Source organism: Acidovorax delafieldii 2AN (assembly GCF_000175235.1).
GTDB lineage: Bacteria > Pseudomonadota > Gammaproteobacteria > Burkholderiales > Burkholderiaceae_C > Acidovorax > Acidovorax delafieldii_B.
Map to the genome: position 1 here is coordinate 13,888 of NZ_ACQT01000007.1, position 24,900 is coordinate 38,787.

The following is a 24,900-nucleotide window of genomic DNA, read 5'->3' on the forward strand; positions in this document are numbered from 1 at the left end:
ATTTCCATGGCGATGAATATGTTGGGTCGTGCCTTTGTGCTGGTCGTTGCGATGGCACTGACGGCTTGCGGTGGCGGGGGCAGCAGCTCTTCGACTGGCTCGGGTGGCGCGGGCGGCGTGGTCGTTGGTGGCTCGGGCGGCTCCAGTTCACCGGACGGCAATGGCTCCAGCGGTTCCGACGGCTCAGGCTCAGGTACGGGCGGCGCGGACAGCGGTTCGGGTGGCTCCGGCGGCAGTGGAACCGGCGACAGCGGCACCGGTGGGGCTGGCGGCGGTACGGGTGCGGGGAGCGGTGGCGATTCATCCGCATCCGGCCCCGGGGACTCCGGGGGAGTGGGCTCCGGCGGAACTGGCGCAGCCGCAGCTTCTGTGGCGGTGGGTGTGGCCGACGGGTTTGGCAGTGTGATCATGAATGGGGTGCGCTTCAACGTCGACACCGCCCACGTCGTGACCGAAGATGCTGTGAGCCTGCAATTGGGCATGACGGCCAGCGTGCGTGGATCCATCGACGCGGGGCTGACGGCGGGCACGGCAACTGAAATCCTGTCGATCCCCGAGTTGCGGGGATTGGTCAGCAAAATTGACGTGGCTGCGGGTCAGTTGGAAGTCATGGGCGTGGTTGTCTCGGTCGATGAAGCCACGGCGTTCGCGGGGGTAACGGCTTTGAGCGATCTGAGGGTCGGCGCGATGGTTCAGGTCTATGCGCTGCCCAACGGCCCCGGCCGCATGCGCGCCACCCGGATCGAGGTCAGCACTTCGGGGACGCACACCCGTATTCGCGGCGCCATCCAGAACTTGAATGCGACCGCGCGCACTTTCCGTGTGGAAGGATTGACGGTGAACTATGCCGCTGCCGACTTCGCCGGAGGGCTCACGCCCTCGGCCCTGGCGGAGGGGATGGCCGTCTATGTTCGCGCCTCGGGCAGTCCGTCGTTGGGGGTGCTCACGGCGACCCAGTTGTACCGCGGGCACACCCTGCCCACCCAGAGTGCCGCACCTGTCACTCTGCTGGGCATGGTGACCGACTATGTAGCGCTTGGGTCGTTCAGCCTGCAGGGAGTGCCGGTGGACGCCAGCGCCGCCCAGGTGACGGGGGGACGAGAAGCTGCCATCGGCAACGGGGTCAAGCTCGATGTCACGGGCACCATGGCCAATGGGGTTCTAGTGGCCTCAAAAGTCCGCATCCGCAACGTACCCGGTACGGGCGGTCCCGTGTCCTTTAATGTGATCGGCGTCGTTGCGCAGTTCAAGTCCGCAGCCAGCTTTCGAGTGAATGGTCAGCCGATCAATGCCAGTCGGCCGGCAGTGACGTTTGTCAATGGATCGGCTGCCAATTTGCGAAACGGAGTCCAGGTCAATATCAAGGGCGATCAGGTGGTCGAGGGCGTCTTGCAGGCCAATGAGGTCCGTTTTGAATGAGCCATCTCCCCGGATTTCGCCAATGCAATTGGCGCAGAAGATGCGTTAGGTTTGCGGGGCGCCATGTGAGTCAGAGTCGTTTTCACTGTCTCGATGCGCTGCAGCTAATGGGGTAAGCCTTTCAGCGGCCTGTTGAGCATTGCGCAAACTGGTGGTGTGTTTCCTTGCGGTATGGCGCGTAGATGCGCAGGTCGCTTGAAAGGAAAGCTCTGATTCAGCAGTTGGGTATTCTGGGAGCGGCCTCTTCGAATGTCTCAGGGGCTGCAGGGGGCCGCCGTGCGTCTGGACTATTTCTCATCCACGGGGCCGCGAGGTACCGAGCCCAGTTGCCGCTGTATATGCGTTAGCAGGCCGTCGCAGGCATCTTCCAGCAGATCCAGCACATGCTCGAAACCTTGGGCATTGCCGTAATAGGGATCTGGTACCACGGGGCTGCGGGTGTGCAGGCAGAACTCGGTCAGGAGCCGCAAGCGGTATTGCAGTTCTGGAGGGCAGCGGCGGCGCAACTCCTCCAAGTTGCCGTAGTCCATGGCTAGCAGCAGATTGAATGAGCAGAAATCGCTGTTGGTGAGTTGGCGTGACCGCCGATCGGCCAGTACATAGCCGCGCCGCGCGGCATGGGCCAGCGCGCGCGGGTCCGGCGGCTCCCCCTTGTGGGCGCTGTGGGTGCCAGCTGAGTCAATGCGAACGCTCTCGGCAAGACCGGCCGCTGTCGCGCGCTGGCGCAGCACCTCTTGCGCTGTGGGGCTGCGGCACAGATTGCCCATGCAAACGAAGAGGACGGAGAACCGACTCATTTCAACGAACGCTGCCTCGGAGAGAGTGCAGACGAGATTGTTGGATTCGGCTCATTGGGCATGAAACCTTTGCTGTGTTCATTCGTGCAAACGGACGCATGGAAACGTGGACGTACGAGGCAAATGACATAAGATCATAGGGCGGTATGGGTTCCGCCATGAAGGCAGGACTCTGGGATGCAATGATTCATGAGCGCGCCTGGCACGCAACATGGCATGAACAGATTGGACGCGGATCCTCCATGGCCTCATCCTCTGAAAGCAACGTGATTCTGGTAACCGGTGGGGCTGGCTACATTGGTAGCCATACCTGTGTCGAGTTGCTTGTGGCGGGCTATGAGGTGGCGGTGTTCGATAACTTCAGCAACAGTTCGCCAGAAGTATTGGCGCGCGTGGAGCTGTTGACGGGCCGTCGGGTGCATCTATACCGTGGCGACATCCGCGATAGCGGCGCACTGGACCACGCGCTGGCGGACAGCGGTGCTGGGGCTGTGGTGCATTTTGCGGGGCTGAAGGCGGTTGGCGAATCAGTGGTACAACCGATTCGCTACTACGACAACAATGTTGTCGGCACGCTGCGTCTGCTGGAGGCCATGAGCCGTGCAGGGGTCAAGTCGCTGGTCTTCAGTTCTTCCGCCACCGTGTACGGCGAGCCGCAGTCACTGCCGCTGACGGAGGAGCACCCGTTGGCGGCGACCAATCCTTATGGTCGGACCAAGCTGGTGATTGAAGACATGTTGCGGGATATCCACCATGCCGACCCTTCCTGGCGCATCGCCATCTTGCGCTATTTCAATCCTGTGGGAGCGCATGCCAGTGGACAGATTGGCGAGGACCCCATGGGTGTGCCCAACAATCTGTTGCCCTACGTGGCTCAGGTGGCAGTTGGGCGGCGCGAATACCTCAACATTTGGGGCGGAGACTATCCCACGCCCGACGGCACCGGCTTGCGCGACTACATCCACGTGGTTGATCTTGCGCAGGGCCACCTCAAGGCCTTGGAGCGCCTGCAGACTGCGGCGCAATGCTTCAGCGTCAATCTGGGCACAGGGACGGGCTACAGCGTGCTTGAGATCGTGCGTGCTTTCGAACAAGCCAGCGGCCGCGCCGTACCTTACCGCATAGCGTCTCGGCGCTCCGGCGATGTGGCCGCCTGTTATTCCGATCCGCGCCAGGCCGCCGAATTGCTGGGCTGGCGCGCTGAGCGCGATCTGGCCAGGATGTGCCAGGATGCATGGAACTGGCAGAGCCAAAACCCTCAGGGATTTACGCGGGCTGAGCCGCGTTGAACCGCAGCGGCCTCCATGCTTGCAGACATACGGGGAGACACGCAAACCATGTTGATCCAACCGGTGGTGCTGTCGGGCGGTTCGGGCACGCGCCTGTGGCCGCTGTCGCGTGAAAAATACCCTAAGCAGTTGCTTTCGCTCACGGGAGAGGATTCGCTGCTTCAAGCTACCCTGCGGCGGTTTGAGGGCGTGGCGGGCATTGACAGCGCGCCGCCGATGGTCGTCTGCAATGAGGAATATCGATTCGTGGTTGCGGAACAATTGCGCCTTATCGGAAAGCAAGGCAGCATCGTTCTGGAGCCAGTGGGCCGCAATACTGCGCCTGCGTTGACGTTGGCGGCGCTGGCGGCACAGTCCGGCGGAGGCGATCCGGTGCTGCTGGTCATGCCCGCTGATCACGTCGTTGCCCAGCCAGCGGTATTTCAAGAGAGCGTGTGCCATGCCGCGCGGCTGGCCCAAGATGGTGCCATCGTCACTTTCGGCATCACTCCGGACCGACCCGAGACGGGCTATGGCTACATACAGACAGGCGCCTCGGTGGATGAGGGTGGTGCATGTTTTATTGCACGTTTCGTTGAAAAACCCGATCTCAGAACGGCAGAAGGCTATGTGCAAGCGGGAGACTATTTTTGGAATAGCGGGCTGTTCGTGCTGCGTGCCTCAGTCTGGTTGAAAGCGCTGGCACTGTGCCGTCCCGACATCCTGACTGCCTGTGCAGCGGCGTGGAAAAACGGCGAATCCGACCTTTCGTTTTTGCGTGTGGGTGCAGAGGCATTTGCCGCCTGCCCGGGGGATTCAATCGACTATGCCGTAATGGAGCGTCTGGCCGGCGCCCAAGCAGTGGCCGGCTTGCCGCCGGGTGTGGTCGTACCGCTGTCGGCGGGGTGGTCCGATGTGGGCTCTTGGGATGCGCTTTGGCAAATCCTGCCCAAGGATGGGGACGGAAATGTGGCGCAGGGTCCAACCTTGATGCAGGACAGCAGCAATACCTTGGCACTGTCTTCTGGACGCTTGCTGGCGTGTGTGGGCTTGCAGGGGATGGTCGTGGTGGAAACGCCCGACGCGGTGCTCGTGGTGGATCAGCGCCACACCCAGAGTGTGAAAAAAATTGTCGATCGTCTCAAACGGGACGGTCGCTCCGAGGGATTGCTGCACAGAAAGGTATACCGCCCCTGGGGTTGGTATGACGGCGTTGACGGGGGCGAACGTTTCCAGGTCAAGCGGATCATGGTCAAGCCTGGCGGCAAGCTGTCGCTGCAGATGCACCATCACCGCGCCGAACACTGGATCGTTGTGCGTGGCACGGCTCGCGTGACCAAGGGCGACGAGGTTTTTCTTCTCTCTGAGAATCAATCCACGTACATCCCTCTGGGTGTGACGCATCGGCTGGAAAACCCGGGCCAAGTGGAGCTGGAGATGATCGAGGTGCAGTCTGGCTCCTATCTGGGTGAGGACGACATCGTGCGGTTCGAAGACTTGTATGGGCGCTGATGGCGGCGCGGGACTATCTGGTAGGAGCTACCTTCCATGAAGACTGAGCGAAAGCCCCAACACGTTCTCTTGACCGGTGCGGCCGGGTTTATTGGCAGTCACGTAGCCGCGCGTCTGCTGGAGCGCGGTGACCGGGTTCTGGGCCTGGACAACGTCAATGACTATTACGACCCTGCGCTCAAGTGGGCCAGGCTACGGCGGATCGAGGGGGCTCCGGGTTTCCGTTTCGTGCGGCTTGATCTGCACGATCGTGCACGCATGGCCGAACTCTTTGCCACTGAACGTTTCGACGGCGTCATTCACCTTGCCGCCCAGGCCGGGGTGCGCTACAGCATTACCCATCCCCATGCCTACCTGGATTCCAACCTCACAGGATTTGGTCATGTCCTGGAGGGGTGCCGCGCCCAAGGCGTCGCGCACCTTGTATATGCGTCGAGCTCCAGTGTCTATGGCGGCAACACCAAGATGCCGTTTACTGAAACAGACGCCGTTGACCGCCCCGTGAGTCTGTATGCTGCCACGAAGAAGGCCAACGAGCTGATGGCCCACACATACAGCCACCTTTACGGCTTTCCTACCACCGGGCTGCGCTTTTTCACGGTCTACGGCCCCTGGGGCCGGCCCGACATGGCTTACCACCTCTTCACCCGGGCCATTCTGGCGGGTGAGCCGATCCCGGTCTTCAACCACGGTGACATGCGGCGTGACTTTACCTACATCGATGACATCACCGAGGGCGTGCTGCGCGTGCTGGACAGGCCGGCTACTCCTGAACACGTGGGTACAGCACCTTACCGCGTGTTCAATATCGGCAACAGCGAGCCCGTGCAACTGCTCGATTTCATAAACTGCATCGAAAGCGCGCTTGGCAAAAAGGCCATCAAGCAACTGCTCCCCATGCAGCCGGGTGACGTGCCGGCAACCTATGCCAGCACTCAGTCCCTGAGGGACTGGGTAGGTTTTGCTCCATCCACGCCGCTGGTTGAAGGCCTCAGGAAATTCGTGCACTGGTATCGGGATTACTACCGCTGCGGCTGAGCTTGCCTGCCGACGGTGCGCGCTGAAGAGCGGTCCCGGAACCGCCATCCAGTGCGGGCATGGTTTCGTTTCATGGCCTCGAAAGCCGTTCGAGAGTCGTGCCAGGGGCACAGCTGAACATGCACGGCAAAAAATGCATTTACGCGTAACATTCTCTAGGAGTATGCTGCGGCGAGGCTTGGTCATATTCACCTTGCCACTTCAGCGATGTTGAGGAGTTGCGCCATGCAGAAATTCGTTTCGAGGCTCCTGAATTCATTGGTCCGCGTCGTGGCAATAGCGGCCATGGCAATAGCGGCGGGCGGCTGCGCGGGGATGCGGGGGGGGGATAATCCAGCCGCGCCAGCCAAAGCTTCCACCCCGGATTACAACTACGTCGTAGGGCCGGGCGATACGCTCAATATCATCGTTTGGCGCAACCCTGAGCTGTCACAAATAGTGCCGGTGCGTCCTGATGGCCAGGTGTCCACGCCGTTGGTGGACGGGCTCGTAGCGCAAGGTAAAACTTCGGCGCAGATCGCTCGGGATGTGGAAAAAGAGTTGGGTAAGTACGTAAGGGATCCGGTCGTTACCGTGATCGTGACCAGCTTCGTCGGCCCCTACAGCGAACAGATTCGCGTGGTGGGGGAGGCGGCCAAACCGCAGTTCCTGCCCTACAAGCAAAAAATGACGGTGCTGGACGTCATGATCGCAGTAGGCGGTTTGACCGATTTTGCCGATGGCAACCGCGCTACGCTCGTGCGCTCGTCCGATGGCAACAAGCGCTACAACGTGCGCTTGAATGATTTGATCAAACGTGGCGATATCGGCGCCAATGTGGACGTGCTTCCCGGCGATATTCTCATCATCCCCCAGGGGTGGTTCTGACTCACTTAAGCAAGGGTTGGCGACAGTAGGCCGCCCGGCGGAATTAAGGGGGATGGAATGGATGAGCTTCTAGGCCAGATCACCACAACCGTGCGCGGTATGTGGATCTATCGCCAAATGGCAATGTTGACCACCTGGTTGGTTGGCGCTTTGGGCGTTAGCGTGGTGCTCATGATGCCGGACCATTACCAGGCGTCGGCGCGGGTATTCGTGGATACCCAGTCCATCCTGCGCCCCCTTATGACCGGGATTGCTGTACAGCCGAACATTGAGCAGCAGGTGGCCATGCTGAGCCGCACGCTCATTAGCCGGCCTACCGTGGAGCGTCTGGTGCGCATGGTTGATCTTGATCAGGGCGCACAGTCCAAGGCCTCGAAGGATGCGGTGGTTGATTCCGTGACCAAAGCCATCAGCATCCAGACTACCGGGCGCGACAACCTTTATACGTTGGCCTATCGCGATCAGAGCCCCGAGGCGGCGCAACGTGTCGTTCAGGCGCTGCTGACCATCTTCGTCGAGTCCAGTTTAGGGGCCACTCGCCAGGATTCGGATAGCGCGCGCCGCTTCCTTGAGGAACAGATCAAGAGCTATGAAGCCAAGTTGACAGACGCCGAAGGGCGTCTGAAGGCATTCAAGCTCCGTAATATCGAGCTGCAGTCGGCGGCGGGCCTGGACTCTGCAGGGCGGGCTGCAGAAATTGCCGGTCTCCTGAGCCAGGCAAGACTTGAGCTGCGTGAGGCCGAGAGCGCACGCGCAGCGGCGGCACACCAACTGGAGTTGCTGAGGTCGCAGGCGCGTAGTCCCGCCTCAGGGGCCGCGACCAACGTGCAAACGCCTGAAATCGATGCACGCCTCAATGCGCAGAAGCGCAATTTGGATACGCTGTTGCAGCGTTACACCGACGAGCATCCCGATGTGACCAATGCACGTCGCCTGATCAATGAGCTTGAGATCCAGAAGCGCAACGAAATGGAGGAGTTGCGGCGCAAAAATCAAGCGAATCCACCTGCGCCTGTGGCTGGAGCCAACCCGGCGGTGGTGGAGCTCAGTCGTATTTACTCTGCCGCTGAAGTGCAAGTGGCGTCGCTGCGAGCGCGAGTAGCCGAATATGAATCGCGCGTTAGCCGTGCCAATGAACAGCTGAAGGTCGCGCCGCAGTTGGAAGCCGAGTTGGCACAACTCAATCGTGACTATCAGATTCACCAGAAAAACTATGCCGATCTGGTGGCCCGCCGTGAGTCTGCGCTGATGTCGGGTGAACTGGAAAACAGATCAAAGGTGGCTGATTTCAGGGTCATCGACCCGCCACGGGTCACCCCTAAACCTGTTGCACCCAACCGGATATTGCTGTTGCCGCTCTCGCTTTTGGTCGCGATAGGCTCCGGGCTGGGTGTGGCGTTTCTGATGAGCCAGATCAAGCCGGTTTTCTTCGATGGTGCTGCGCTGCGCCAGGTGACTCATCTGCCATTATTGGGTGTCGTTGAGCTGATTTCCAGCGATGAGTTGCTTCAACGCGAATCGCGAAACCTGAAGCGTTTCATGATGACGTTCCTCGTGCTCATCCTCCTTTACGTGGGTGGCATGGCGGCGCTTTCCTACCACTCGGGCGTCCTAAGGTGATAGGCAATCATGACCAGCTCCATTGAAAAAGCAGCCCAGCGGCTGGAACAGTTGCGCAAGGCGGGGGCGTTATTGCCTGACGGGATTGTGCAGTCGGAAGATGCGGCCACACAGCAAATGACAAGGCCCATATCGCCTGCAGCAATCACCGCCACCGACGCTCCGATCGCAACGCCCTCGAAACCGAGCTCCAAGACTGTCCAAATCGATCTAACCGCGTTGGCTGCAGCGGGCTTTGTCACTCCCCATGCGCCGCGCTCCGCCACCACGGACCAGTTTCGCGTCATCAAGCGACCGCTTTTGGACAATGCGACAGGGAAGGGCGCATCGTTGGCGGTCAATGGCAATCTCATCATGGTGACCAGTGCTCTACCTGAAGAGGGCAAGAGTTTCACGGCCATCAACTTGGCGATGAGCATGGCCATGGAGCTGAACCACACCGTGATGCTCGTGGATGCCGATGTGGCGCGCCCTTCGATTATGAAGAAGCTGGGTTTGCAACCGGCGCCGGGCTTGCTGGATTTGCTGCTGGATAGAGAAGTCGGCTTGGCCGATGTGCTGCTGCGCACCAATATCGAGAATCTCACGCTGTTACCCACGGGCCTTCCGCACCCGCGTGCGACGGAGTTGCTGGCGAGTGATGCCATGGCCACTCTGCTCGAAGACATGGCGAAGCGGTACAGCGATCGCATCATCATCTTCGATTCGCCCCCCTTGCTGATCACTACCGAGGCGCGGGTTCTTGCCAGTCACATGGGCCAGGTTGTCATCGTGGTTCAGGCTGAAAAAACGCTCCAGTCCGAGGTCCAGCAAGCCTTGGCCACCATAGAGAATTGCCCTATTCGGCTCATGGTGCTAAACCAAGCGCGCAGCCGCGGTTTGGGCGCCTATGGGTACGGCCACGGTTATGGGTACGAACAGGTCGTCGCAGAGAACAAGCCAGTCTCTGCTGTCGCTTGAAGAAAAAAGGGAGGGTTCGCATGCACCTGCCACATCATTGCCAAGCACGTAACTCCGCCGTTCGCTGCAATGCACTGGAGTTGGCGCTGGCAATCGCGTCTGCGCTGTTGCCTGGTACTGCTCTTGCCCAGCAAGATGATGCACAAGCTAATGCACAGGCCACTCCCTACCAATCCAGCCTGTGGTTGGAGCCGCGTGTTTCGGTGCAGCACACTGTTACCAGCAATGCGCGGCTCGACGCTTCGGGTGTCAGCGACCATGTAACAGAGGTGATTCCCGGGTTGCGGCTGGTCAGCAACACGGCCCGTGTCAAAGGCTTTTTTGATTACTCGCTGCACGGTGCATATTACGCGCGAGAGTCGGTGCCTCATCATGTCTGGCACAACCTGAATGCCAGCGTAGTCCTCGAAGCGATCGAACAACGGGCGTTCATCGATGTGGCTGGCGTTGTTGCATCTCAGCCCATATCGGCGTTCGGGGCCCCGGTGGACGGTTCTCCTGCAAACCCCAACAACTCGCAGACATCGAGTTTTCGCCTGTCGCCTTACTTGCGAGGGAGCATGGGGAGTTCGGTGGACTATGAGGCCCGCTACGCTGTTCAAGATACACGCACCGATGCGGCCAATCGCTCCGGCGTCACAACGCAGGATTGGCTCTTGCATCTGGGCAGCAGAAAGAATGGGCAGATTCTGGGATGGTCGGTGGATGCGAGCCAGCAGACCGCAGACTTTTCGCTCGGTCGGCGTATTGACACCACGACGCTGCGTGCTCGCGTGAGTTACGCTGTCTCGCCGCAATTGCTTCTCTCAGCGGTGGGCGGAACAGAATCCACCAATCAGCTTTCGCCGACCCGGGAGTCCCACGCCATTGGGGGTATTGGCGCCGTCTGGCAGCCATCGGAGCGTACCCGATTGTCTTTCGAACGCGAGAGCCGCTACTTTGGAGAGGCCCACAACGTGGTGCTTGAACACCGCACCGGGCGCACCGTTTGGCGATACACCGATCAGAAGGGCATTTCCAATGGACTGGGCGCGCAGGCAGCGTCGTTGGGATCGCTTTTCGACCTTCTTGACGGTTTTTACTCTCGGCTCGAAGCCGATCCCATTCGACGCACCCAACTCGTGCTTGCGGAGATCGAACGCCTGGGTCTGCCTGCCAATCTTCAAGTGTTCCAGGATTTTCTCAGGTCATCGAGTACGGTACAGCGGGTGCAGCAACTGTCTTTGGCACTGCTGGGCCAGCGCAGTACGGCGACGCTGGCTATTTCGCGTTCTGATAGTCGACTGCTCGATGGTTCGCTCCACCTGGGTGACGATTTCGACACCAACACCCAGATTCGTCAGCATGGTTGGAATCTGCTGCTTGCCCACCGTCTTACGCCGAACTCCTCCATCCATGCAAGTTTCGGCGAACAGCGCAGCGTGGGTACGGTGCCTGGACTCGAGACTCGGGTGCGCGCATTCATATTGGGCTGGAATACGTTGCTGACCCGCCGTACCAGCGGCACCATTCAGATCCGCCGCGTTCTGTCGGATGGCCCCGCCAGTCCCTATAGCGAATCGGCCATCATGGGAATCATCACACACCGGTTCTGATCCATGTACGAAGCGTTCTATGGGTTGACCAGCAAACCCTTCCAACTCAACCCCGATCCTGGCTTCTATTTCAGTAGCAAGCAGCACCAGCGCGCGCGCGCTTACCTAGAGTACGGCGTCATGTGCTGCGAAGGTTTCATCGTGATCACAGGTGAGGTGGGTGCAGGCAAAACCACCATTGTGCGCGGGCTGCTCGACAGTCTGGATCCGGATACGGTTGTGGCAGCCCATCTGGTGAGCACGCAACTGAGTGCAGAGGATACGCTTCGCCTAGTGGGCGCGGCTTTTGGAGTCCATGTGCATGGCGTCTGCAAAGGAGACCTGTTGCTTGCGCTGGAGGCATTCTTCGTCGCCCAGACGCTACAAGGAAAGCGTTGTTTGCTCATCGTCGATGAAGCACAGAACCTTCAGCCGCAGGCAGTTGAAGAGCTGCGCATGCTGTCCAACTTCCAGAATGGCCAGGACGCACTGCTACAGACCTTTCTCGTGGGCCAGCCCGAGTTCCGACAAATTCTGCAAAGCCCTGGCATGGTGCAACTGCGTCAGCGGGTCACCGCGACCTGCCATCTGGGGCCTCTGGACGGCGATGAAACCCGAGAGTACATCCTGCATCGATTGAAGTGCGCGGGCGCCACCGACAAGCCTACTTTTGATCCGGACATATTCGACGGCGTCTATCGTTTCACGGGAGGAGTTCCGCGGCGCATCAACACGCTGTTCGATCGAATCCTGTTGCAGGGTTTTCTCACCGACCGGACACACATTGACCTTGAATTGGTCACTGAAATCATCCAAGAGATTCAGTCCGAAATGCATGTGCCGCCCAAGGTCGCCCATCCCTGGGAGATGTCACTGAGAACGGCGGCTCGAGGCGCAGTGCACGAAGATCCAGCTCACAGCGATCCGGAATCTGATGGATTGGACCTGGATAGCACTTTGGCAGACAGTGTTTCCCGCCACCTTGCGCACGTTACGGCCGAGCAACTGAGTGCGCGGTTGTTGCGTATTGAACGCAGCGTTTTGCGCCAGGAGCGTGTGAGTCTGGAAATCTTGATGAACCTGCAGAAGTTGGTGGCCGCGGGGCGGCATCCGCGTTCAGACAGTGCCGCCGGCTAGACCCTGGAGTCCTCGCCATGCACAGCACGTCCCCCATTACCAACGCGCTGACCATCGACGTCGAGGACTATTTTCAAGTATCGGCTTTTGCTCCCTACATCGACCGCAGCGAGTGGGACTTGCGCGAATGTCGAGTGGAGCGCAATGTTGATCGCATTTTGGCTTTGCTCGACGAGTGCGACACCCAGGCCACTTTCTTTACGTTGGGATGGATTGCCGCGCGCTATCCTGCGCTGGTGCGCCGCATTGTGGATGGAGGGCATGAGCTTGCCAGCCATGGTTACGGCCATGAGCGTGTGAGCGACTTGTCCGAGGTGGAGTTCTTCGACGACATCTATCGAGCCAAGGCCCTGCTGGAAGACATTGCCGGTATGCGGGTGCAGGGCTACCGTGCCCCCAGCTTTTCGATCGGCTCGGGTAACCTGTGGGCGCTCGATACGCTGCAGCGTGCCGGCTACCGCTACAGCTCCAGCATTTACCCCATACGGCATGACCACTACGGTATGCCGGACGCACCACGTTTTGCCCACCGGATACGTGATGGATTGATTGAGGTTCCCCCTACCACCCTGCGGATGTTCAACCGCAATCTGCCGTCCAGCGGGGGGGGGTACTTTCGCCTTTTCCCTTACTCGCTATCGCGCTGGATGCTGCACCAAGTCAATAGTCAGGATAGCTCGCCCGCCGTTTTCTACTTCCATCCCTGGGAAATTGACGTCGGGCAACCGCGAGTGGATGGCATCGGTTTCAAGACCCGCTTCAGGCACTACGTGAACATCGGTCGCATGGAGCAGCGGCTGGAGTTCTTGCTGCGGGACTTCCGTTGGGGTCGTATGGACCACATTTTTCTTCCCTCGCATGCGCAGGAGGTGGCCCTTGTCTGATGTCTCCTCAGCGCTCATCGTCCGCCGGCTCGATTTGCACAGCACCGGTGAAGCTGCCCGCTGGGACGCGTTTGTGCAGAGTTGCCCGAATGCCACTTTCTTTCATCGCGCGGGTTGGCAGGTGCTGATCCGCGAAGTGTTTCGTCACGACACCTACTTTCTCTATGCAGAGGCCGCTGGAAATATCCGGGGCATATTGCCGCTTGGGCATGTCAAGAGCCGGTTGTTTGGCAACGCGCTCACCAGTCTGCCTTTTTCCGTGTATGGAGGTGTCGCAGCCCTGGACGAGGACGCTGCTTCGACGCTGGAACGGGAGGCCGAGCATCTGGCTCAGCGCCTGGATGTGGACCACCTGGAGTTGCGCAATGTGCAGCGCTGCCACACCGACTGGCCTGTTCAAGACCTCTACGTGACGTTTCGCAAGTCTATTGCACAGAAAGAAGAGGACAACCTGCTCGCCATCCCGCGCAAGCAGCGTGCGATGGTGCGCAAAGGTATCAAAAACGGTCTGACTTCCCATATTGATGTCTCGGTAGACCGCTTCTTTGCACTTTATGCCGACAACGTACACCGCCATGGCACGCCAGCCCTGCCCAAAGCTTACTTCAACGGACTGTGCCGCGTATTTGGGCCTGACTGCGAAGTGCTCACCGTTTGCGCGCCCGATGGTCGGCCCGTCAGCAGCGTACTCAGCTTCTATTTTCGCGACGAGGTGCTTCCTTACTATGCCGGTGACGACGAGGCGGCAAGGGAACTGGCCGCCAACGACTTCAAGTATTGGGAGCTCATGCGCCTGGCCTGCGCGCGTGGTCTGAAGGTATTCGACTACGGACGCAGCAAGCAGAACTCAGGGTCGTACGCATTCAAGAAGAACTGGGGCTTCGAGCCTACACCGCTTCACTATGAATATCGTCTTTACAAAAGCGATAGCGTGCCGCAGAACAACCCCGCGAATGCCAAATACCGTCTGCTGATCGCCGCGTGGCGTCGTATGCCGATTGCGCTGGCCAACTGGCTGGGACCCAAGATTGCGCGCAATCTTGGATGAGCACCGTTCTAATGCATAACCGCCGTGAGCAACATTCTCTACTTGGTGCATAGACTGCCATACCCCCCCAACAAGGGGGACAAGGTGCGGTCTTACCACTTGCTGCGTCACTTGCAGAAGAGCCATCGCGTGTTCCTGGGCACCTTCATCGACGACCCGGAGGACGAGGTGTACCTCTCTGTACTCCAGGCTATTTGCCCCGACTTGCACGTGGAGCGCATCGATGCGCGCAGCGCCAAGATCAGGAGTCTGAGCGGTCTCGTGACGGGCGATGCGCTCACGCTTGCCTACTACCGCAACGCCGGCATGCAGCGTTGGGTGGCACAGACAATGGCAGAGCACAGCCTGCAGGTCAGCGTGGTCTTTTCCTCGGCCATGGCGCAGTACGCGCAACCGCTTTTGCCGCAGGTGCCCATGCTGGTGGACTTTGTTGATGTGGACTCCGCCAAGTGGACCCAGTACGCGCCCGCACACCGCTGGCCCTTGTCCATGCTGTACCGCTTGGAGGGGCGACGTCTTCTCGCCTACGAGCGTGCGATGGTCGCAGTGGCTCGGCGCTCGTACTTCGTGACACCCCACGAGACGGCCTTGTTTTTGTCCCAGGCGCCGGAATGCCTGGGGCGCGTGCAATCCATGGGCAATGGCGTGGATACCGACTTTTTTAAGCCGGACCCGGAGCGGCTCAACCCATTCCAGGCTGGCGAGCAGGCCATAGTGTTCACTGGCGCCATGGATTACTGGCCCAACATTGACGGTGTGAGCTGGTTTGTGGCCGATATGCTCCCGCGCCTGCGTGCCCGCTGGCCGCTGGCGCGGTTTTATATTGTGGGGCGCAGTCCGTCTTCTCAGGTGCGGGCGCTCGCCTGTGAGCATGTGGTGGTCACGGGCACCGTGCCCGACGTGCGACCTTATTTGCAGTACGCCAGCGCGGTGGTGGCGCCGTTGCGTGTGGCGCGCGGCATTCAGAACAAGATTCTGGAAGCCATGTCCATGCAGCAGCCGGTGGTCGCGGTCAGTAGTTGCGCAGATGCAGTCGGCGCGGCGGCAGGGCAGGGGCTGCTGCGCGCCGACACGCCCGAAGAATTCGTAGAGGCCTTGCAGCCGCTGCTGGAGTCGCCCTACAACGCTTCAGCGCTGGGTCGGCAAGCACGTCGTTACGTGGAGCAGGACTGCAGCTGGCAGGCGCACCTGAGTGGAATCGACAGTTGTCTAAGCAGTCAGAGCGCCACCAACCAGCGGAAGGTGTCTGCACATGTCTGACGCCCCACAAGTTCTTGACTATGGCTATAGGCGCAGGTCGCTGGCCATGTCGCGATGCCTGCCAACCTGCACGGGCTGGCTGCTTATGCGGGGCGCAGCAGGGCCGTGGCTGGCGGGCGATCAGGCTGCCGTGCTGCTACCACCGGGGTGGAGGTATTGAGCATGTGTGGCATATCGGGCTTGTTCGACACGCAGGGACAGCGCCAGTTTGACCATGCTCTGGCTTCGCGAATCAACGATATTCAAGCCCACCGAGGTCCCGACGAGGACGGACTGCATATTGAACCCGGCCTTGTTCTGGGCCACCGGCGGTTGTCGGTGATCGACCTGGCTAGAGGCCAGCAACCGCTTTTCAATGAGGACGACACCGTGGGTATCGTCTTCAACGGAGAGATCTACAACTACCAAGAGCTTGTGCCAGAACTGCAGGCAGTGGGCCACCGCTTCAAGACCCAAAGCGATACGGAAGTCATCGTACATGCCTGGGAAGCCTGGGGCCCCGCCTGTGTGCAGCGACTGCGCGGCATGTTTGCCTTTGTGCTGTGGGATCGCAATCAGCAAACGCTGTTCCTCGCACGCGACCGCATGGGCGTCAAACCTATGCACTACGCATGGCTGACCGACGGCAGCTTCGTATTCGGTTCCGAGCTCAAGGTGCTCACAGCCCACCCGGCGTTCGTTCGCGAGATCGACCCGCTGGCGGTAGAAGACTACTTCTCGTTCGGCTATGTGCCCGACCCGCGCTGCATCTATCGCAGTGCTCACAAGCTGCCGCCTGCCACCACCCTCACGTTGCGCCGCGGCCAGTCACACCGTGCAGAGCCCGTTCCGTATTGGGACGTGCATTTCACCAATGACAACCGCATGGGCTTGGCCGATGCGCAGGCAGAGCTGCGCGATCGTGTGCGGGAGTCGGTGCGACTGCGCATGATCGCGGACGTACCACTTGGCGCATTTCTATCCGGAGGCGTTGATTCGAGTGCCGTGGTGGCCACCATGGCTGGTCTGTCCAGGGTTCCGGTGCGCACCTGCACCGTCGGCTTTGACGATCCGCGTTTCAATGAGTCCATCTTCGCGCAACAAGTGGCCGATCGGTACCAGACGGATCACCGCCTGGAGATCGTTAAAGGCGACGACTTCGACCTCGTCGATACCCTCGCTTGGCTGTACGACGAGCCTTTTGCCGACAGTTCGTCCATCCCCACCTATCGCGTCTGTCAGATGGCGCGTAAACAAGTGACTGTGGCGCTTTCTGGCGATGGAGGTGATGAAAGTTTGGGAGGCTACAGGCGCTATCGCATGCATTTGGGCGAAGAGGCTGTGCGCGGCTGTCTGCCGCAAGGCTTGCGCCGCTCTGTGTTTGGCGCTTTTGGTCAGCTATACCCCAAGGCGGACTGGGCTCCGCGCATGTTTCGAGCCAAGACCACCTTCCAGGCGATGGCCATGGATACGGTGCAGGCTTACCACCACAGCGTTTCATACCTGCGGTCTGACCAGCGCAAGCGCCTATTTTCCTCGGCGTTCCAGCGTACTCTGGACGGCTACAACGCACTTGACGTATTTCGTAACCATGCACAGCGCGCGCAGACGGACGACCCGCTCGCGCTCATCCAGTACCTCGATTACAAGACCTGGCTTGCAGGCGACATCAATACCAAGGTGGACCGCGCCAGCATGGCCCATTCACTCGAAGTGCGTGAACCATTGATGGATCATCCGCTGATCGAATGGTTGGCCACGCTGCCGAGTTGCTTGAAGATCCATGGGGGTGAAGGCAAATATGTCTTCAAGAAGGCATTCGAGCCCTTGTTGCCGCGCGATGTGTTGTACCGGCCCAAGATGGGTTTTTCGGTACCCATGGCCCGCTGGCTGCGCGGACCGCTGCTCGCACGCACGCGCGCAGCGGTGTTGAGTGAGCGCATGCTTGCCACTGGCTATTTCAATGCAGAAGTGCTGCAGACGTTGATCAGCCAGCATCTGTCCGGTCAGCGCGACCACGCGACGCAGCTATGGATGCTGATCATGTTCGATGCGTTTCTGCGCCAATATCACGCGCCAGTGTCATGATGACCGCGCAGCCTCGCCGGCGCATTGTTCATGTGGTGTACCGCTTCGGTGTCGGGGGGCTGGAAAACGTCGTCGTGCAACTCATCAACTGCTTGCCAGCTGATCAGTTTGAGCACGTAGTGCTGTCGCTGACGTCGGTCAGCGATTTCAGAAATCGAGTCATGCAACCCGACGTGCAGTTCATTGAACTGCACAAGCCGCCCGGGCATGCCATCCCGCTGTACCCGCGCATTTTTCGGCTGCTGCGAGAGGTCCGACCCGATGTGCTGCATACCTGCAATCTGGCTGCGTTGGAAATTGCCCCCCTGGCTTGGCTTGCACGCGTGCCATTGCGCGTCCATGCAGAGCATGGTTGGGATGCACATGATCCCAAAGGAGAGAGCCGGCGTTACCAACAGGTACGCAAACTCTACAAGCCTTTTGTAAGCCATTACGTGGCTGTTTCCGAAGAAATCAACACGTACCTCAGTCGGGTGATTGGCGTACCGGTCCATGAGCGATCCCTGATTGCCAACGGGGTCGATACCGACCACTTTTCACCAGCCTCTGGCTCGCGCGTAGCGGTTCAGGGGTGTCCGTTTGACTTGGAAAAACACTGGCTCGTTGGCACCGTTGGACGTCTGCAGACGGTCAAGAACCAGCCGCTTCTGGCCCGGGCTTTTGTGAGCTTGCTACGCAGCCATCCGGAAGCCATGGATCGCATGCGCCTGGTCGTGGTGGGCGAAGGGCCGTTGCGCGCAGAGATCGAAGACATTCTCTCGCGAGCAGGCGTTCGGCAATTGGCATGGTTGGCCGGTTCCCGAGATGATGTGGCAGAGATTCTGCGAAGTCTGAGGTGCTTTGTCCTGCCGTCGCAGGCGGAAGGAACATCCTGCACGCTTCAGGAGGCGATGGCCAGTGGTTTGCCGGTGGTTGCAACTGCGGTTGGCGGAACGTCCGATTTGGTCGAGCCGAACGTTACGGGGAAATTGGTGCCGCCCGACGACGAAGCTGCGATGGCAGATGCAATCTGGAGTCTGTTTGGCAGCGCTGAAAAGGCTGCGATTTTTGGCCGAATGGCGCGGGACCGCGCTGTGAAACGCTTTCGGCTCGATGACATGGTTGCTCGTTACGGCCAGCTGTTTTCGGGTGAATCGGTGAGCCAGGAGCATCGCCCGAAATGACCGAAGCCGTCAACTACAAAAGTGCCCTCATCAAGGGGGCCTTCTGGACCGTTGGGGCACGTTGGTCCATCAAGGGTATTGGCTTTCTCAATACCGCCATCATGGCGCGGCTGCTGGTACCGGCTGACTACGGTATTGTGGCCATGGCGATGCTGGTGGTCGGCTTGATCCAGGCCATCGTAGATTTCGGGGCTTCAACTGCTCTGCTTCGAAAAGGTACGCTGGACACTGACTACATCGACTCTGCCTGGACGCTCTGCTTGTTGCAGAGCGTCGGTATCGGTGTGCTGGTGCTGGCGGTTTCTCCGCTGGCAACCTTGTATTTCGAGGAACCTCGGGTCCAGGGCATTCTTTGGGCGATGGCGGTTTGTGTTCCGCTCAATGCTGCCTCCAACATCGGCTTGGCCCTGGCGCAAAAGGATCTGCAATTCTCACTGGATTTTCGCGTCAGCGTGGCCTCGCGCCTTTTGAGTGTCGCTATCACGCTGGTTGCCGGATTCCTGCTGCGCGATTTCCGCGCACTGGTCATCGGCATCTGTTCCAACTACGTGGCGCAGTTTGTGCTCAGCTACGTGATGCATCCTTACCGTCCGCGTTGGAATATCCGCCGGATTCCTGAAATCTGGAAAGTCACCAAGTGGTTATTGCTGGCAGGTGTCGGAGCATTCCTGATGCGCAAAAGCGACGAGGTGATTGCCGCCCGCATTGGGGGGGCGCACGACTATGGCATCTACAACGTTGGCGCTGATCTAGGCAGCCTGCCCATCGGCGAGCTTGGACCGGCCATGCTTCGCGCCTTTCTGCCAGTCCTCTCGTCGATCAAAGACGATGCTGAACGAACTTCCCGTGCAGTGCTCAAGATCTTTGCGGCAGCCAACTCCATCACATTGCCGATCGGCTCAGGTGTTGCAGCAATTGCGGGGCCCATGACTCTGGTTATTCTTGGTCCGAAATGGACAGAAGCAGGGGTGTTCGTTGCGGGCTTTGCGTTGGTGGCAACGGCTCAGTTCGTGATGCACCCCTTGAACAACCTGCTGCTTCTGCGTGGACTCACCCGTTTGCAGAATCGCATTGTTTGGGTGGAGGTGTCAGTGTTCATCTTCGCTGTGGCGCTATTGACCCCCCAAATGCACCTCATGGGATTGCTTGCGGCCCGCGCGGCGGGGGCTGCTGCCAACCTGGGGACTACGGCCTACTGTACGTGCAAATACACGAGCGTGACATTGAAAGACATCATGCATGGCGTTTGGAGGCCCCTTTCTGGTGCGGTGCTGATGCACTGGTTGGTGGCCTGGGTAGTTCAGTGCACGACCGAACCGGTTGTTCAGCTGCTGGCCGGCATTGCTACTGGCGTTATGACCTACGCCGTCTGGCTGGTCTGCTCTTGGCTTATGTCAGGCAGGCCGGAAGGCCTGGAGTCCACCGTTCTGGACTTGATTGGAAAGACGCTAAATATCAAGATTCCACTCTAGATCATGCAGCGGAGATATTGCTTGCATGACATTGCTCAGATACCGTAGCAGGGGGAGGCTTTTCAATGAAGGTGATGCTCGTCTTTGGCACCCGTCCCGAGGCCATCAAGCTTGCTCCGCTGATCAAGGCGTTGAAGGCACAAGCGCCCACTTTGCAGACGGTGGTGTGTGTCAGCGCTCAGCACCGGGAAATGCTCGATCAGGTGCTGCAGCTTTTTGACATCGCACCTGACCACGATCTGAACATCATGAGGCCGAGGCAGGATCTGTTCGATGTCACTTGTGGCATCCTGTCCGGTCTCAAGCCTGTGCTGCAAAGTGAGCGGCCCGATCTGGTCTTGGTCCATGGTGATACCACCACGACGTTGGCGGCCAGTCTGGCTGCTTACTATGCAGGCGTTCCGGTGGGGCATGTGGAAGCGGGCCTTCGGACGGGGAACAAACATGCGCCGTTTCCTGAGGAGATCAACCGACAGCTCACGGGCGCTATCGCAGACCTGCACTTTGCGCCCACCAACGCTGCCCGTGCCAATCTCTTGCGCGAGGGGGTTGGCCAGGACCGTATCCATGTGACCGGTAACACCGTCATTGATGCATTGGTTGCGGTGGTGGAGCGGCTGCATGGCGATGAGGTTTTGCGTGCCGCGTTGGACCGCAAGTTCTCTTTCCTGGATGCTGAAAAGCGCCTGATTCTGGTTACCGGCCACCGCCGGGAGAACTTCGGCCAGGGATTCGAGCAGATCTGCCAGGCATTGACCGACATCGCGGCAAGCGAACCGAATGTCGAGGTGCTCTATCCCGTGCACCTCAATCCGAATGTGCGCAAACCGGTGACCGAAATTCTGGCCACCCAACACCTGACCAACGTGCATCTGATCGACCCGGTGGACTACCTGCCTTTTGTCTATCTCATGAATCGCGCCCACCTCATCATCACCGACAGTGGCGGGGTGCAGGAGGAGGCGCCTTCCCTGGGTAAGCCCGTGCTGGTGATGCGCGACACAACCGAGCGCCCTGAAGCCGTAACGGCCGGAACGGTGATTTTGGTAGGGACCTCGCGCGACCAGATCGTCAAGGAAACTCGGAACCTACTGCGCAACCCAGCGGCATACGCGACCATGTCGCATGCCTATAACCCCTATGGTGATGGCAAGGCTGTAGGGCGTATTGTTCAGTTGATATTGTCGTTCAAGCAGAAGTGAGGACCGGCATGGCACGCATTACCCAGAAGATCATTGTCATGGGGCTGGGATACATCGGTCTGCCCACGGCATCCATGCTCGCCACCAAAGGGCATCAGGTGTTGGGCGTGGATGTCAATAAGGATGCTGTGGAAACCATCAACTCCGGCCACATCCACATCGTCGAGCCGGACCTGGATGTCCTCGTGCGTTCAGCGGTCAACAGCGGCAATCTGAAAGCCTCCAAGGAGCCGGAGGAGGGTGACACTTTCATCATCGCCGTTCCCACGCCGTTCAAGGAGGTGGATGGCAACCCCAAGGCGCCTGACCTGTCCTACGTCGAGGCTGCGACTCGGACCATCGTGCCTTACTTGCGGCCAGGCAATCTCGTGATCCTTGAATCCACGTCGCCGGTCGGTACCACCGAACTGGTCTATCGCATCATTGTCGAGAGTCGACCTGAGCTTGAGGGGGAAGTCCATGCGGCGCATTGCCCGGAACGCGTTTTACCCGGACACATCCTGCGTGAACTGGTGGACAACGACCGCATCATCGGCGGTCTCACCAAGGCCGCCAACGAGCAGGCCAGGGCGCTTTACAAGAGCTTCTGCAACGGCGCCATCCTCCTCACAGACAGCAGAACGGCGGAGCTTTCCAAGTTGGTCGAAAACTCCTTCCGTGACGTCAATATTGCGTTTGCCAATGAGCTCTCGGTCATATGTGACCATCTAGGCATCAACGTTTGGGAAACCATCGCGCTGGCCAATCGCCATCCCCGCGTCAACATTCTTCAGCCAGGGCCTGGCGTGGGTGGCCATTGCATTGCCGTGGATCCGTGGTTCATCGTGTCCTCTGCGCCGCAGCAGGCACGGTTGATTCGTACCGCCCGCCAAGTAAACGACGACAAGCCGCACTGGGTCATCGAGAAAGTGAAAGCCAAGGCTGCTCGATTCAAATCGCCGGTAATAGGTTGCCTTGGCCTGACTTTCAAGGCCAATATCGATGATCTGAGGGAATCTCCGGCGCTCGATATCGTGCGTGAACTCCTGCGCCTGAATATTGGGCAGCTTCTCGCGTGTGACCCCAATGTCCAACCGGGAAAACTGGAGTTCGCCCTGGCCCCGCTTAAGCAGGTGCTCAAGGATGCCGACATTCTTGTGCTCCTAGTGGACCATGGCGAATTCAAGGAAATCGATCTGGACTCCATCCGCGACAAGGTGGTGATCGACACACGGGGCGCGCTGCGCTGAATTTTTCATGAAAATTCTCTACCACCACCGCACCGCTTCCCGCGATGGTCAGGTCGTCCACATCGAGGAGATGGTCGATGCCCTGCGCCTGCTCGGGCACGAGGTACGGGTGGTGGCACCGGCGCTAGGGCGTGCTTCTGGTGCGCAAGGACAAATGGGTGCCGACAGTGGGTGGGTTGATCGCCTCAAGGCCGCCATGCCCAAGGCTGCTTACGAATTGCTGGAGTTGGCTTACTCGTTGCAGGCCTACAGGCAGTTGCGTCGGGCGACAAAGGATTTCCGGCCGGACTTCATCTACGAGCGCTACAACCTTTTTCTGCTGGCTGGGCTGATGCTCAAGAAGCGCTTGGGGATTCCATTGCTGCTGGAGGTCAACTCGCCACTGGTGCATGAACGCTCGTTGCACAGTGGTGGTCTTTCCTTGAAGCGGTTGGCCGAGTGGGCTGAAGAAACGGTCTGGCGAGGTGCCGACGTCGTGCTCCCCGTCACCCGTGTCCTTGCGACCTATGTTGAGGCACGCGGGGTTCCTGTGCAACGGATTCGCGCCGTGCCCAACGGCATCAACGAGGCACATTTCAGTGTGGCGCCATCGGTCGAAGTCGCCAAGGCGAGGCAGGGACTGCAAGGCCGGTTGGTGCTCGGCTTCACCGGGTTTGTGCGTGCTTGGCATGGTGTGGATCGCATTCTGGATTGGATGGCGACCCCCTGCGCACCCGACTCGGCCCATCTGCTGGTGGTGGGTGATGGGCCTGTGCGCGCGCAACTCGAAGATCAGGCGCGGCGCCTGGGTTTGGGCGACAGGATCACGTTCACAGGCGTGATCCATCGTGATCAGGTGCCAGCGCATGTGGCGGCGTTTGATGTGGCCTTGCAGCCAGCCGTCACTGCTTATGCATCCCCTCTCAAGCTCATGGAATACCTGGTCATGGGAAAGGCGATCATCGCTCCGGACGTGCCCAATCTGCGAGAGGTTTTGTCTGATGGGGTCAACGCCGTGCTGTTCGACGAAGCATGCGCTGGCGGCTTGGAGCAGGCGCTGACCACCCTTTGCCTTGATCGCGACCTCAGACTGCGGCTGGCACAGGGAGCGAGGGAAACCATCACTCGCCTGGATCTCACGTGGCTCGGCAATGCCCGCCGGGTTGTCAGTCTGGCGGAGTCGCTGAAATGAAAGTACTCCTCTTCAGTACCCTCTATCCCAGCGAGCAGAGACCCATCCATGGAATTTTCGTGGAGACTCGCCTGAGGGAACTGATGAACACCGGACGCGTTGATGCGCGTGTGGTGGCGCCAGTTCCCTGGTTTCCGTTCAAGAGCGACCGCTTTGGCGAATACGCGAAGTTCGGGGCTACCGCGCGGCATGAGATTCGATATGGCCTGGAGGTCCATCATCCCCGCTATTTTTTACCACCCCGGATAGGCATGACGCTGGCGCCCTTCAGCATGGCGCTGGGGGCGCTCGGGACGGTTCATCGCCTGCGGCGCGAAGGTTTCGACTTCGAGTTGATCGACGCACATTATTATTACCCCGATGGCGTGGCTGCAGCCTTGCTGGCACGTTGGTTCAGCACGCCGCTGGTCGTGACTGCGCGCGGAACGGATCTGAATCTCATGCCTCAGTATGCGATCCCGCGGCGCTTGATTTTGAACACAGCCAAGTTGGCGGGTGCCTCTATCGGAGTTTGTCAGGCACTCATGGATCAGCTCCAAGAACTTGGTGCCGATCCTGGCAAGCTGCATACCCTGCGCAATGGTGTGGATCTGAAGAAATTCACGCCTGAACCCCGGGACGAGGCACGGCGTCGTCTTGGGCTTGACTCTGGCAATCGCTACCTCTTATCGGTGGGGCATCTCATTGAGCGCAAAGGGCACTTCGTTGCCATCGAGGCGCTGGCTCTCATGGCGCCCGATGTGTGTCTGTTGGTTGTTGGAGAGGGGCCGGAGCGGGCTATGCTGGAGGCTCAAGCCAAGCGTCTTGGGCTTGGCGCACGGGTCCACTTTGCAGGCATGGTGGCGCAGCAGGATCTGAAGTGGTGGTACAGCGCCGCCGATGCCCTGACCCTTTGTTCCAGCCGCGAAGGCTGGGCCAACGTGCTGCTGGAGTCCATGGCTTGCGGCACACCCGTGGTCGCCACCAACATCTGGGGGACTCCCGAAGTGGTCAGCAATCCGGCGGCAGGCGTCCTGATGGAGTCGCGCACTCCGAAGGCACTGATGCAGGCCTGGACGAAGCTCGCTAGCGCATACCCCGCGCGCGAGGCTACGCGGCTCCATGCCGAGAACTTCTCCTGGGAGTCCACCACGGAGGGCCAATGGGCACTTTTTCAGGAACTGGTGCGGGCCCATCGGGCAAGTGCCGTCCGTTCGTTTCCCACACCCTGAA

At 59.6% G+C, this 24,900-nt stretch carries 20 protein-coding genes; 19 read left to right on the plus strand and 1 reads right to left on the minus strand.

Features of this window, described 5'->3' with window-relative positions:
• Positions 1-6 precede the first annotated feature (6 nt).
• The gene (locus ACDELDRAFT_RS02450; protein ID WP_005793169.1) at positions 7-1,419 is read left to right on the plus strand and encodes a DUF5666 domain-containing protein; all 1,413 of its coding nucleotides are present in this window, start codon (positions 7-9) and stop codon (positions 1,417-1,419) included.
• A gap of 287 nt (positions 1,420-1,706) precedes the next feature.
• On the opposite strand, the gene ACDELDRAFT_RS02455 is transcribed toward ACDELDRAFT_RS02450, so the two are convergent.
• The gene (locus ACDELDRAFT_RS02455) at positions 1,707-2,216 is read right to left on the minus strand and encodes a low molecular weight protein-tyrosine-phosphatase (protein WP_005793170.1); all 510 of its coding nucleotides are present in this window, start codon (positions 2,214-2,216) and stop codon (positions 1,707-1,709) included.
• Between the two features lie 242 nt (positions 2,217-2,458).
• Between ACDELDRAFT_RS02455 and galE the strand changes: the two genes are divergently transcribed.
• The 18 genes from galE to ACDELDRAFT_RS02545 all read left to right on the plus strand — a co-directional run bounded on the left by galE (position 2,459) and on the right by ACDELDRAFT_RS02545 (position 24,899).
• Positions 2,459-3,505, plus strand: a complete 1,047-nt coding sequence (gene galE, locus ACDELDRAFT_RS02460) for a UDP-glucose 4-epimerase GalE (protein WP_005793171.1) — start codon at positions 2,459-2,461, stop codon at positions 3,503-3,505.
• A gap of 48 nt (positions 3,506-3,553) precedes the next feature.
• Positions 3,554-4,996 carry a mannose-1-phosphate guanylyltransferase/mannose-6-phosphate isomerase gene (locus tag ACDELDRAFT_RS02465; protein WP_040327824.1) on the plus strand — a complete coding sequence of 481 codons (1,443 nt, stop codon included), beginning with the start codon at positions 3,554-3,556 and terminating at the stop codon, positions 4,994-4,996.
• Positions 4,997-5,032: 36 nt separating this feature from the next.
• Positions 5,033-6,034, plus strand: coding sequence for an NAD-dependent epimerase (locus ACDELDRAFT_RS02470; protein WP_005793174.1), 1,002 nt, complete (start codon positions 5,033-5,035; stop codon positions 6,032-6,034).
• Between the two features lie 225 nt (positions 6,035-6,259).
• Positions 6,260-6,901, plus strand: a complete 642-nt coding sequence (locus ACDELDRAFT_RS02475; protein WP_005793175.1) for an XrtA/PEP-CTERM system exopolysaccharide export protein — start codon at positions 6,260-6,262, stop codon at positions 6,899-6,901.
• A gap of 57 nt (positions 6,902-6,958) precedes the next feature.
• Positions 6,959-8,521 (plus strand): XrtA system polysaccharide chain length determinant, encoded by a 1,563-nt coding sequence (locus tag ACDELDRAFT_RS02480; protein ID WP_005793176.1) that lies wholly within the window; start codon positions 6,959-6,961, stop codon positions 8,519-8,521.
• A 9-nt stretch (positions 8,522-8,530) separates the two neighbouring features.
• Positions 8,531-9,481 carry an XrtA-associated tyrosine autokinase gene (locus ACDELDRAFT_RS02485; protein ID WP_005793177.1) on the plus strand — a complete coding sequence of 317 codons (951 nt, stop codon included), beginning with the start codon at positions 8,531-8,533 and terminating at the stop codon, positions 9,479-9,481.
• A gap of 20 nt (positions 9,482-9,501) precedes the next feature.
• A complete protein-coding gene (locus tag ACDELDRAFT_RS02490) occupies positions 9,502-11,076 on the plus strand; it encodes a TIGR03016 family PEP-CTERM system-associated outer membrane protein (RefSeq protein ID WP_005793178.1) in 1,575 nt (524 codons plus the stop codon).
• A gap of 3 nt (positions 11,077-11,079) precedes the next feature.
• Entirely contained in the window at positions 11,080-12,192 is a 1,113-nt protein-coding gene (locus ACDELDRAFT_RS02495) for an XrtA/PEP-CTERM system-associated ATPase (protein ID WP_005793179.1), read from the plus strand.
• 17 nt (positions 12,193-12,209) lie between these two features.
• A complete protein-coding gene (locus ACDELDRAFT_RS02500) occupies positions 12,210-13,076 on the plus strand; it encodes an XrtA system polysaccharide deacetylase (protein ID WP_005793180.1) in 867 nt (288 codons plus the stop codon).
• On the plus strand, positions 13,051-14,124 hold the full coding sequence (locus ACDELDRAFT_RS02505; protein WP_050784113.1) for a FemAB family XrtA/PEP-CTERM system-associated protein: 1,074 nt from the start codon (positions 13,051-13,053) through the stop codon (positions 14,122-14,124). The genes ACDELDRAFT_RS02500 and ACDELDRAFT_RS02505 overlap by 26 nt, the downstream gene beginning before the upstream one ends.
• Positions 14,125-14,139: 15 nt before the next feature.
• On the plus strand, positions 14,140-15,384 hold the full coding sequence (locus ACDELDRAFT_RS02510; protein ID WP_040327826.1) for a TIGR03087 family PEP-CTERM/XrtA system glycosyltransferase: 1,245 nt from the start codon (positions 14,140-14,142) through the stop codon (positions 15,382-15,384).
• 162 nt (positions 15,385-15,546) lie between these two features.
• On the plus strand, positions 15,547-17,451 hold the full coding sequence (locus ACDELDRAFT_RS02515; RefSeq protein ID WP_005793183.1) for an XrtA/PEP-CTERM system amidotransferase: 1,905 nt from the start codon (positions 15,547-15,549) through the stop codon (positions 17,449-17,451).
• Complete coding sequence (locus tag ACDELDRAFT_RS02520) at positions 17,448-18,614, plus strand: TIGR03088 family PEP-CTERM/XrtA system glycosyltransferase (RefSeq protein ID WP_005793184.1); 1,167 nt, start codon at positions 17,448-17,450, stop codon at positions 18,612-18,614. The genes ACDELDRAFT_RS02515 and ACDELDRAFT_RS02520 overlap by 4 nt, the downstream gene beginning before the upstream one ends.
• Positions 18,611-20,086 (plus strand): oligosaccharide flippase family protein, encoded by a 1,476-nt coding sequence (locus tag ACDELDRAFT_RS02525; protein WP_005793185.1) that lies wholly within the window; start codon positions 18,611-18,613, stop codon positions 20,084-20,086. The genes ACDELDRAFT_RS02520 and ACDELDRAFT_RS02525 overlap by 4 nt, the downstream gene beginning before the upstream one ends.
• A 65-nt stretch (positions 20,087-20,151) precedes the next feature.
• Positions 20,152-21,288, plus strand: a complete 1,137-nt coding sequence (gene wecB / locus ACDELDRAFT_RS02530) for a non-hydrolyzing UDP-N-acetylglucosamine 2-epimerase (RefSeq protein ID WP_005793186.1) — start codon at positions 20,152-20,154, stop codon at positions 21,286-21,288.
• Positions 21,289-21,296: 8 nt separating this feature from the next.
• On the plus strand, positions 21,297-22,517 hold the full coding sequence (gene wecC / locus ACDELDRAFT_RS02535) for a UDP-N-acetyl-D-mannosamine dehydrogenase (protein WP_005793187.1): 1,221 nt from the start codon (positions 21,297-21,299) through the stop codon (positions 22,515-22,517).
• A 7-nt stretch (positions 22,518-22,524) separates the two neighbouring features.
• Positions 22,525-23,688 (plus strand): glycosyltransferase family 4 protein, encoded by a 1,164-nt coding sequence (locus ACDELDRAFT_RS02540; RefSeq protein ID WP_005793188.1) that lies wholly within the window; start codon positions 22,525-22,527, stop codon positions 23,686-23,688.
• Positions 23,685-24,899, plus strand: coding sequence for a glycosyltransferase family 4 protein (locus tag ACDELDRAFT_RS02545; RefSeq protein ID WP_005793190.1), 1,215 nt, complete (start codon positions 23,685-23,687; stop codon positions 24,897-24,899). Before ACDELDRAFT_RS02540 ends, ACDELDRAFT_RS02545 begins: the two co-directional genes overlap by 4 nt.
• The last annotated feature ends 1 nt before the right edge of the window (position 24,900 follow it).

Bases quoted from the DNA above. Each gene is read 5' to 3' on its own strand.
- ACDELDRAFT_RS02450 (WP_005793169.1), top strand. From the start codon at position 7: ATGGCGATGAATATGTTGGGTCGTGCCTTTGTGCTGGTCGTTGCGATG.
- ACDELDRAFT_RS02455 (WP_005793170.1), bottom strand. From the start codon at position 2,216: ATGAGTCGGTTCTCCGTCCTCTTCGTTTGCATGGGCAATCTGTGCCGC.
- galE (WP_005793171.1), top strand. From the start codon at position 2,459: ATGGCCTCATCCTCTGAAAGCAACGTGATTCTGGTAACCGGTGGGGCT.
- ACDELDRAFT_RS02465 (WP_040327824.1), top strand. From the start codon at position 3,554: ATGTTGATCCAACCGGTGGTGCTGTCGGGCGGTTCGGGCACGCGCCTG.
- ACDELDRAFT_RS02470 (WP_005793174.1), top strand. From the start codon at position 5,033: ATGAAGACTGAGCGAAAGCCCCAACACGTTCTCTTGACCGGTGCGGCC.
- ACDELDRAFT_RS02475 (WP_005793175.1), top strand. From the start codon at position 6,260: ATGCAGAAATTCGTTTCGAGGCTCCTGAATTCATTGGTCCGCGTCGTG.
- ACDELDRAFT_RS02480 (WP_005793176.1), top strand. From the start codon at position 6,959: ATGGATGAGCTTCTAGGCCAGATCACCACAACCGTGCGCGGTATGTGG.
- ACDELDRAFT_RS02485 (WP_005793177.1), top strand. From the start codon at position 8,531: ATGACCAGCTCCATTGAAAAAGCAGCCCAGCGGCTGGAACAGTTGCGC.
- ACDELDRAFT_RS02490 (WP_005793178.1), top strand. From the start codon at position 9,502: ATGCACCTGCCACATCATTGCCAAGCACGTAACTCCGCCGTTCGCTGC.
- ACDELDRAFT_RS02495 (WP_005793179.1), top strand. From the start codon at position 11,080: ATGTACGAAGCGTTCTATGGGTTGACCAGCAAACCCTTCCAACTCAAC.
- ACDELDRAFT_RS02500 (WP_005793180.1), top strand. From the start codon at position 12,210: ATGCACAGCACGTCCCCCATTACCAACGCGCTGACCATCGACGTCGAG.
- ACDELDRAFT_RS02505 (WP_050784113.1), top strand. From the start codon at position 13,051: ATGCGCAGGAGGTGGCCCTTGTCTGATGTCTCCTCAGCGCTCATCGTC.
- ACDELDRAFT_RS02515 (WP_005793183.1), top strand. From the start codon at position 15,547: ATGTGTGGCATATCGGGCTTGTTCGACACGCAGGGACAGCGCCAGTTT.
- ACDELDRAFT_RS02520 (WP_005793184.1), top strand. From the start codon at position 17,448: ATGATGACCGCGCAGCCTCGCCGGCGCATTGTTCATGTGGTGTACCGC.
- ACDELDRAFT_RS02525 (WP_005793185.1), top strand. From the start codon at position 18,611: ATGACCGAAGCCGTCAACTACAAAAGTGCCCTCATCAAGGGGGCCTTC.
- wecB (WP_005793186.1), top strand. From the start codon at position 20,152: ATGAAGGTGATGCTCGTCTTTGGCACCCGTCCCGAGGCCATCAAGCTT.
- wecC (WP_005793187.1), top strand. From the start codon at position 21,297: ATGGCACGCATTACCCAGAAGATCATTGTCATGGGGCTGGGATACATC.
- ACDELDRAFT_RS02540 (WP_005793188.1), top strand. From the start codon at position 22,525: ATGAAAATTCTCTACCACCACCGCACCGCTTCCCGCGATGGTCAGGTC.
- ACDELDRAFT_RS02545 (WP_005793190.1), top strand. From the start codon at position 23,685: ATGAAAGTACTCCTCTTCAGTACCCTCTATCCCAGCGAGCAGAGACCC.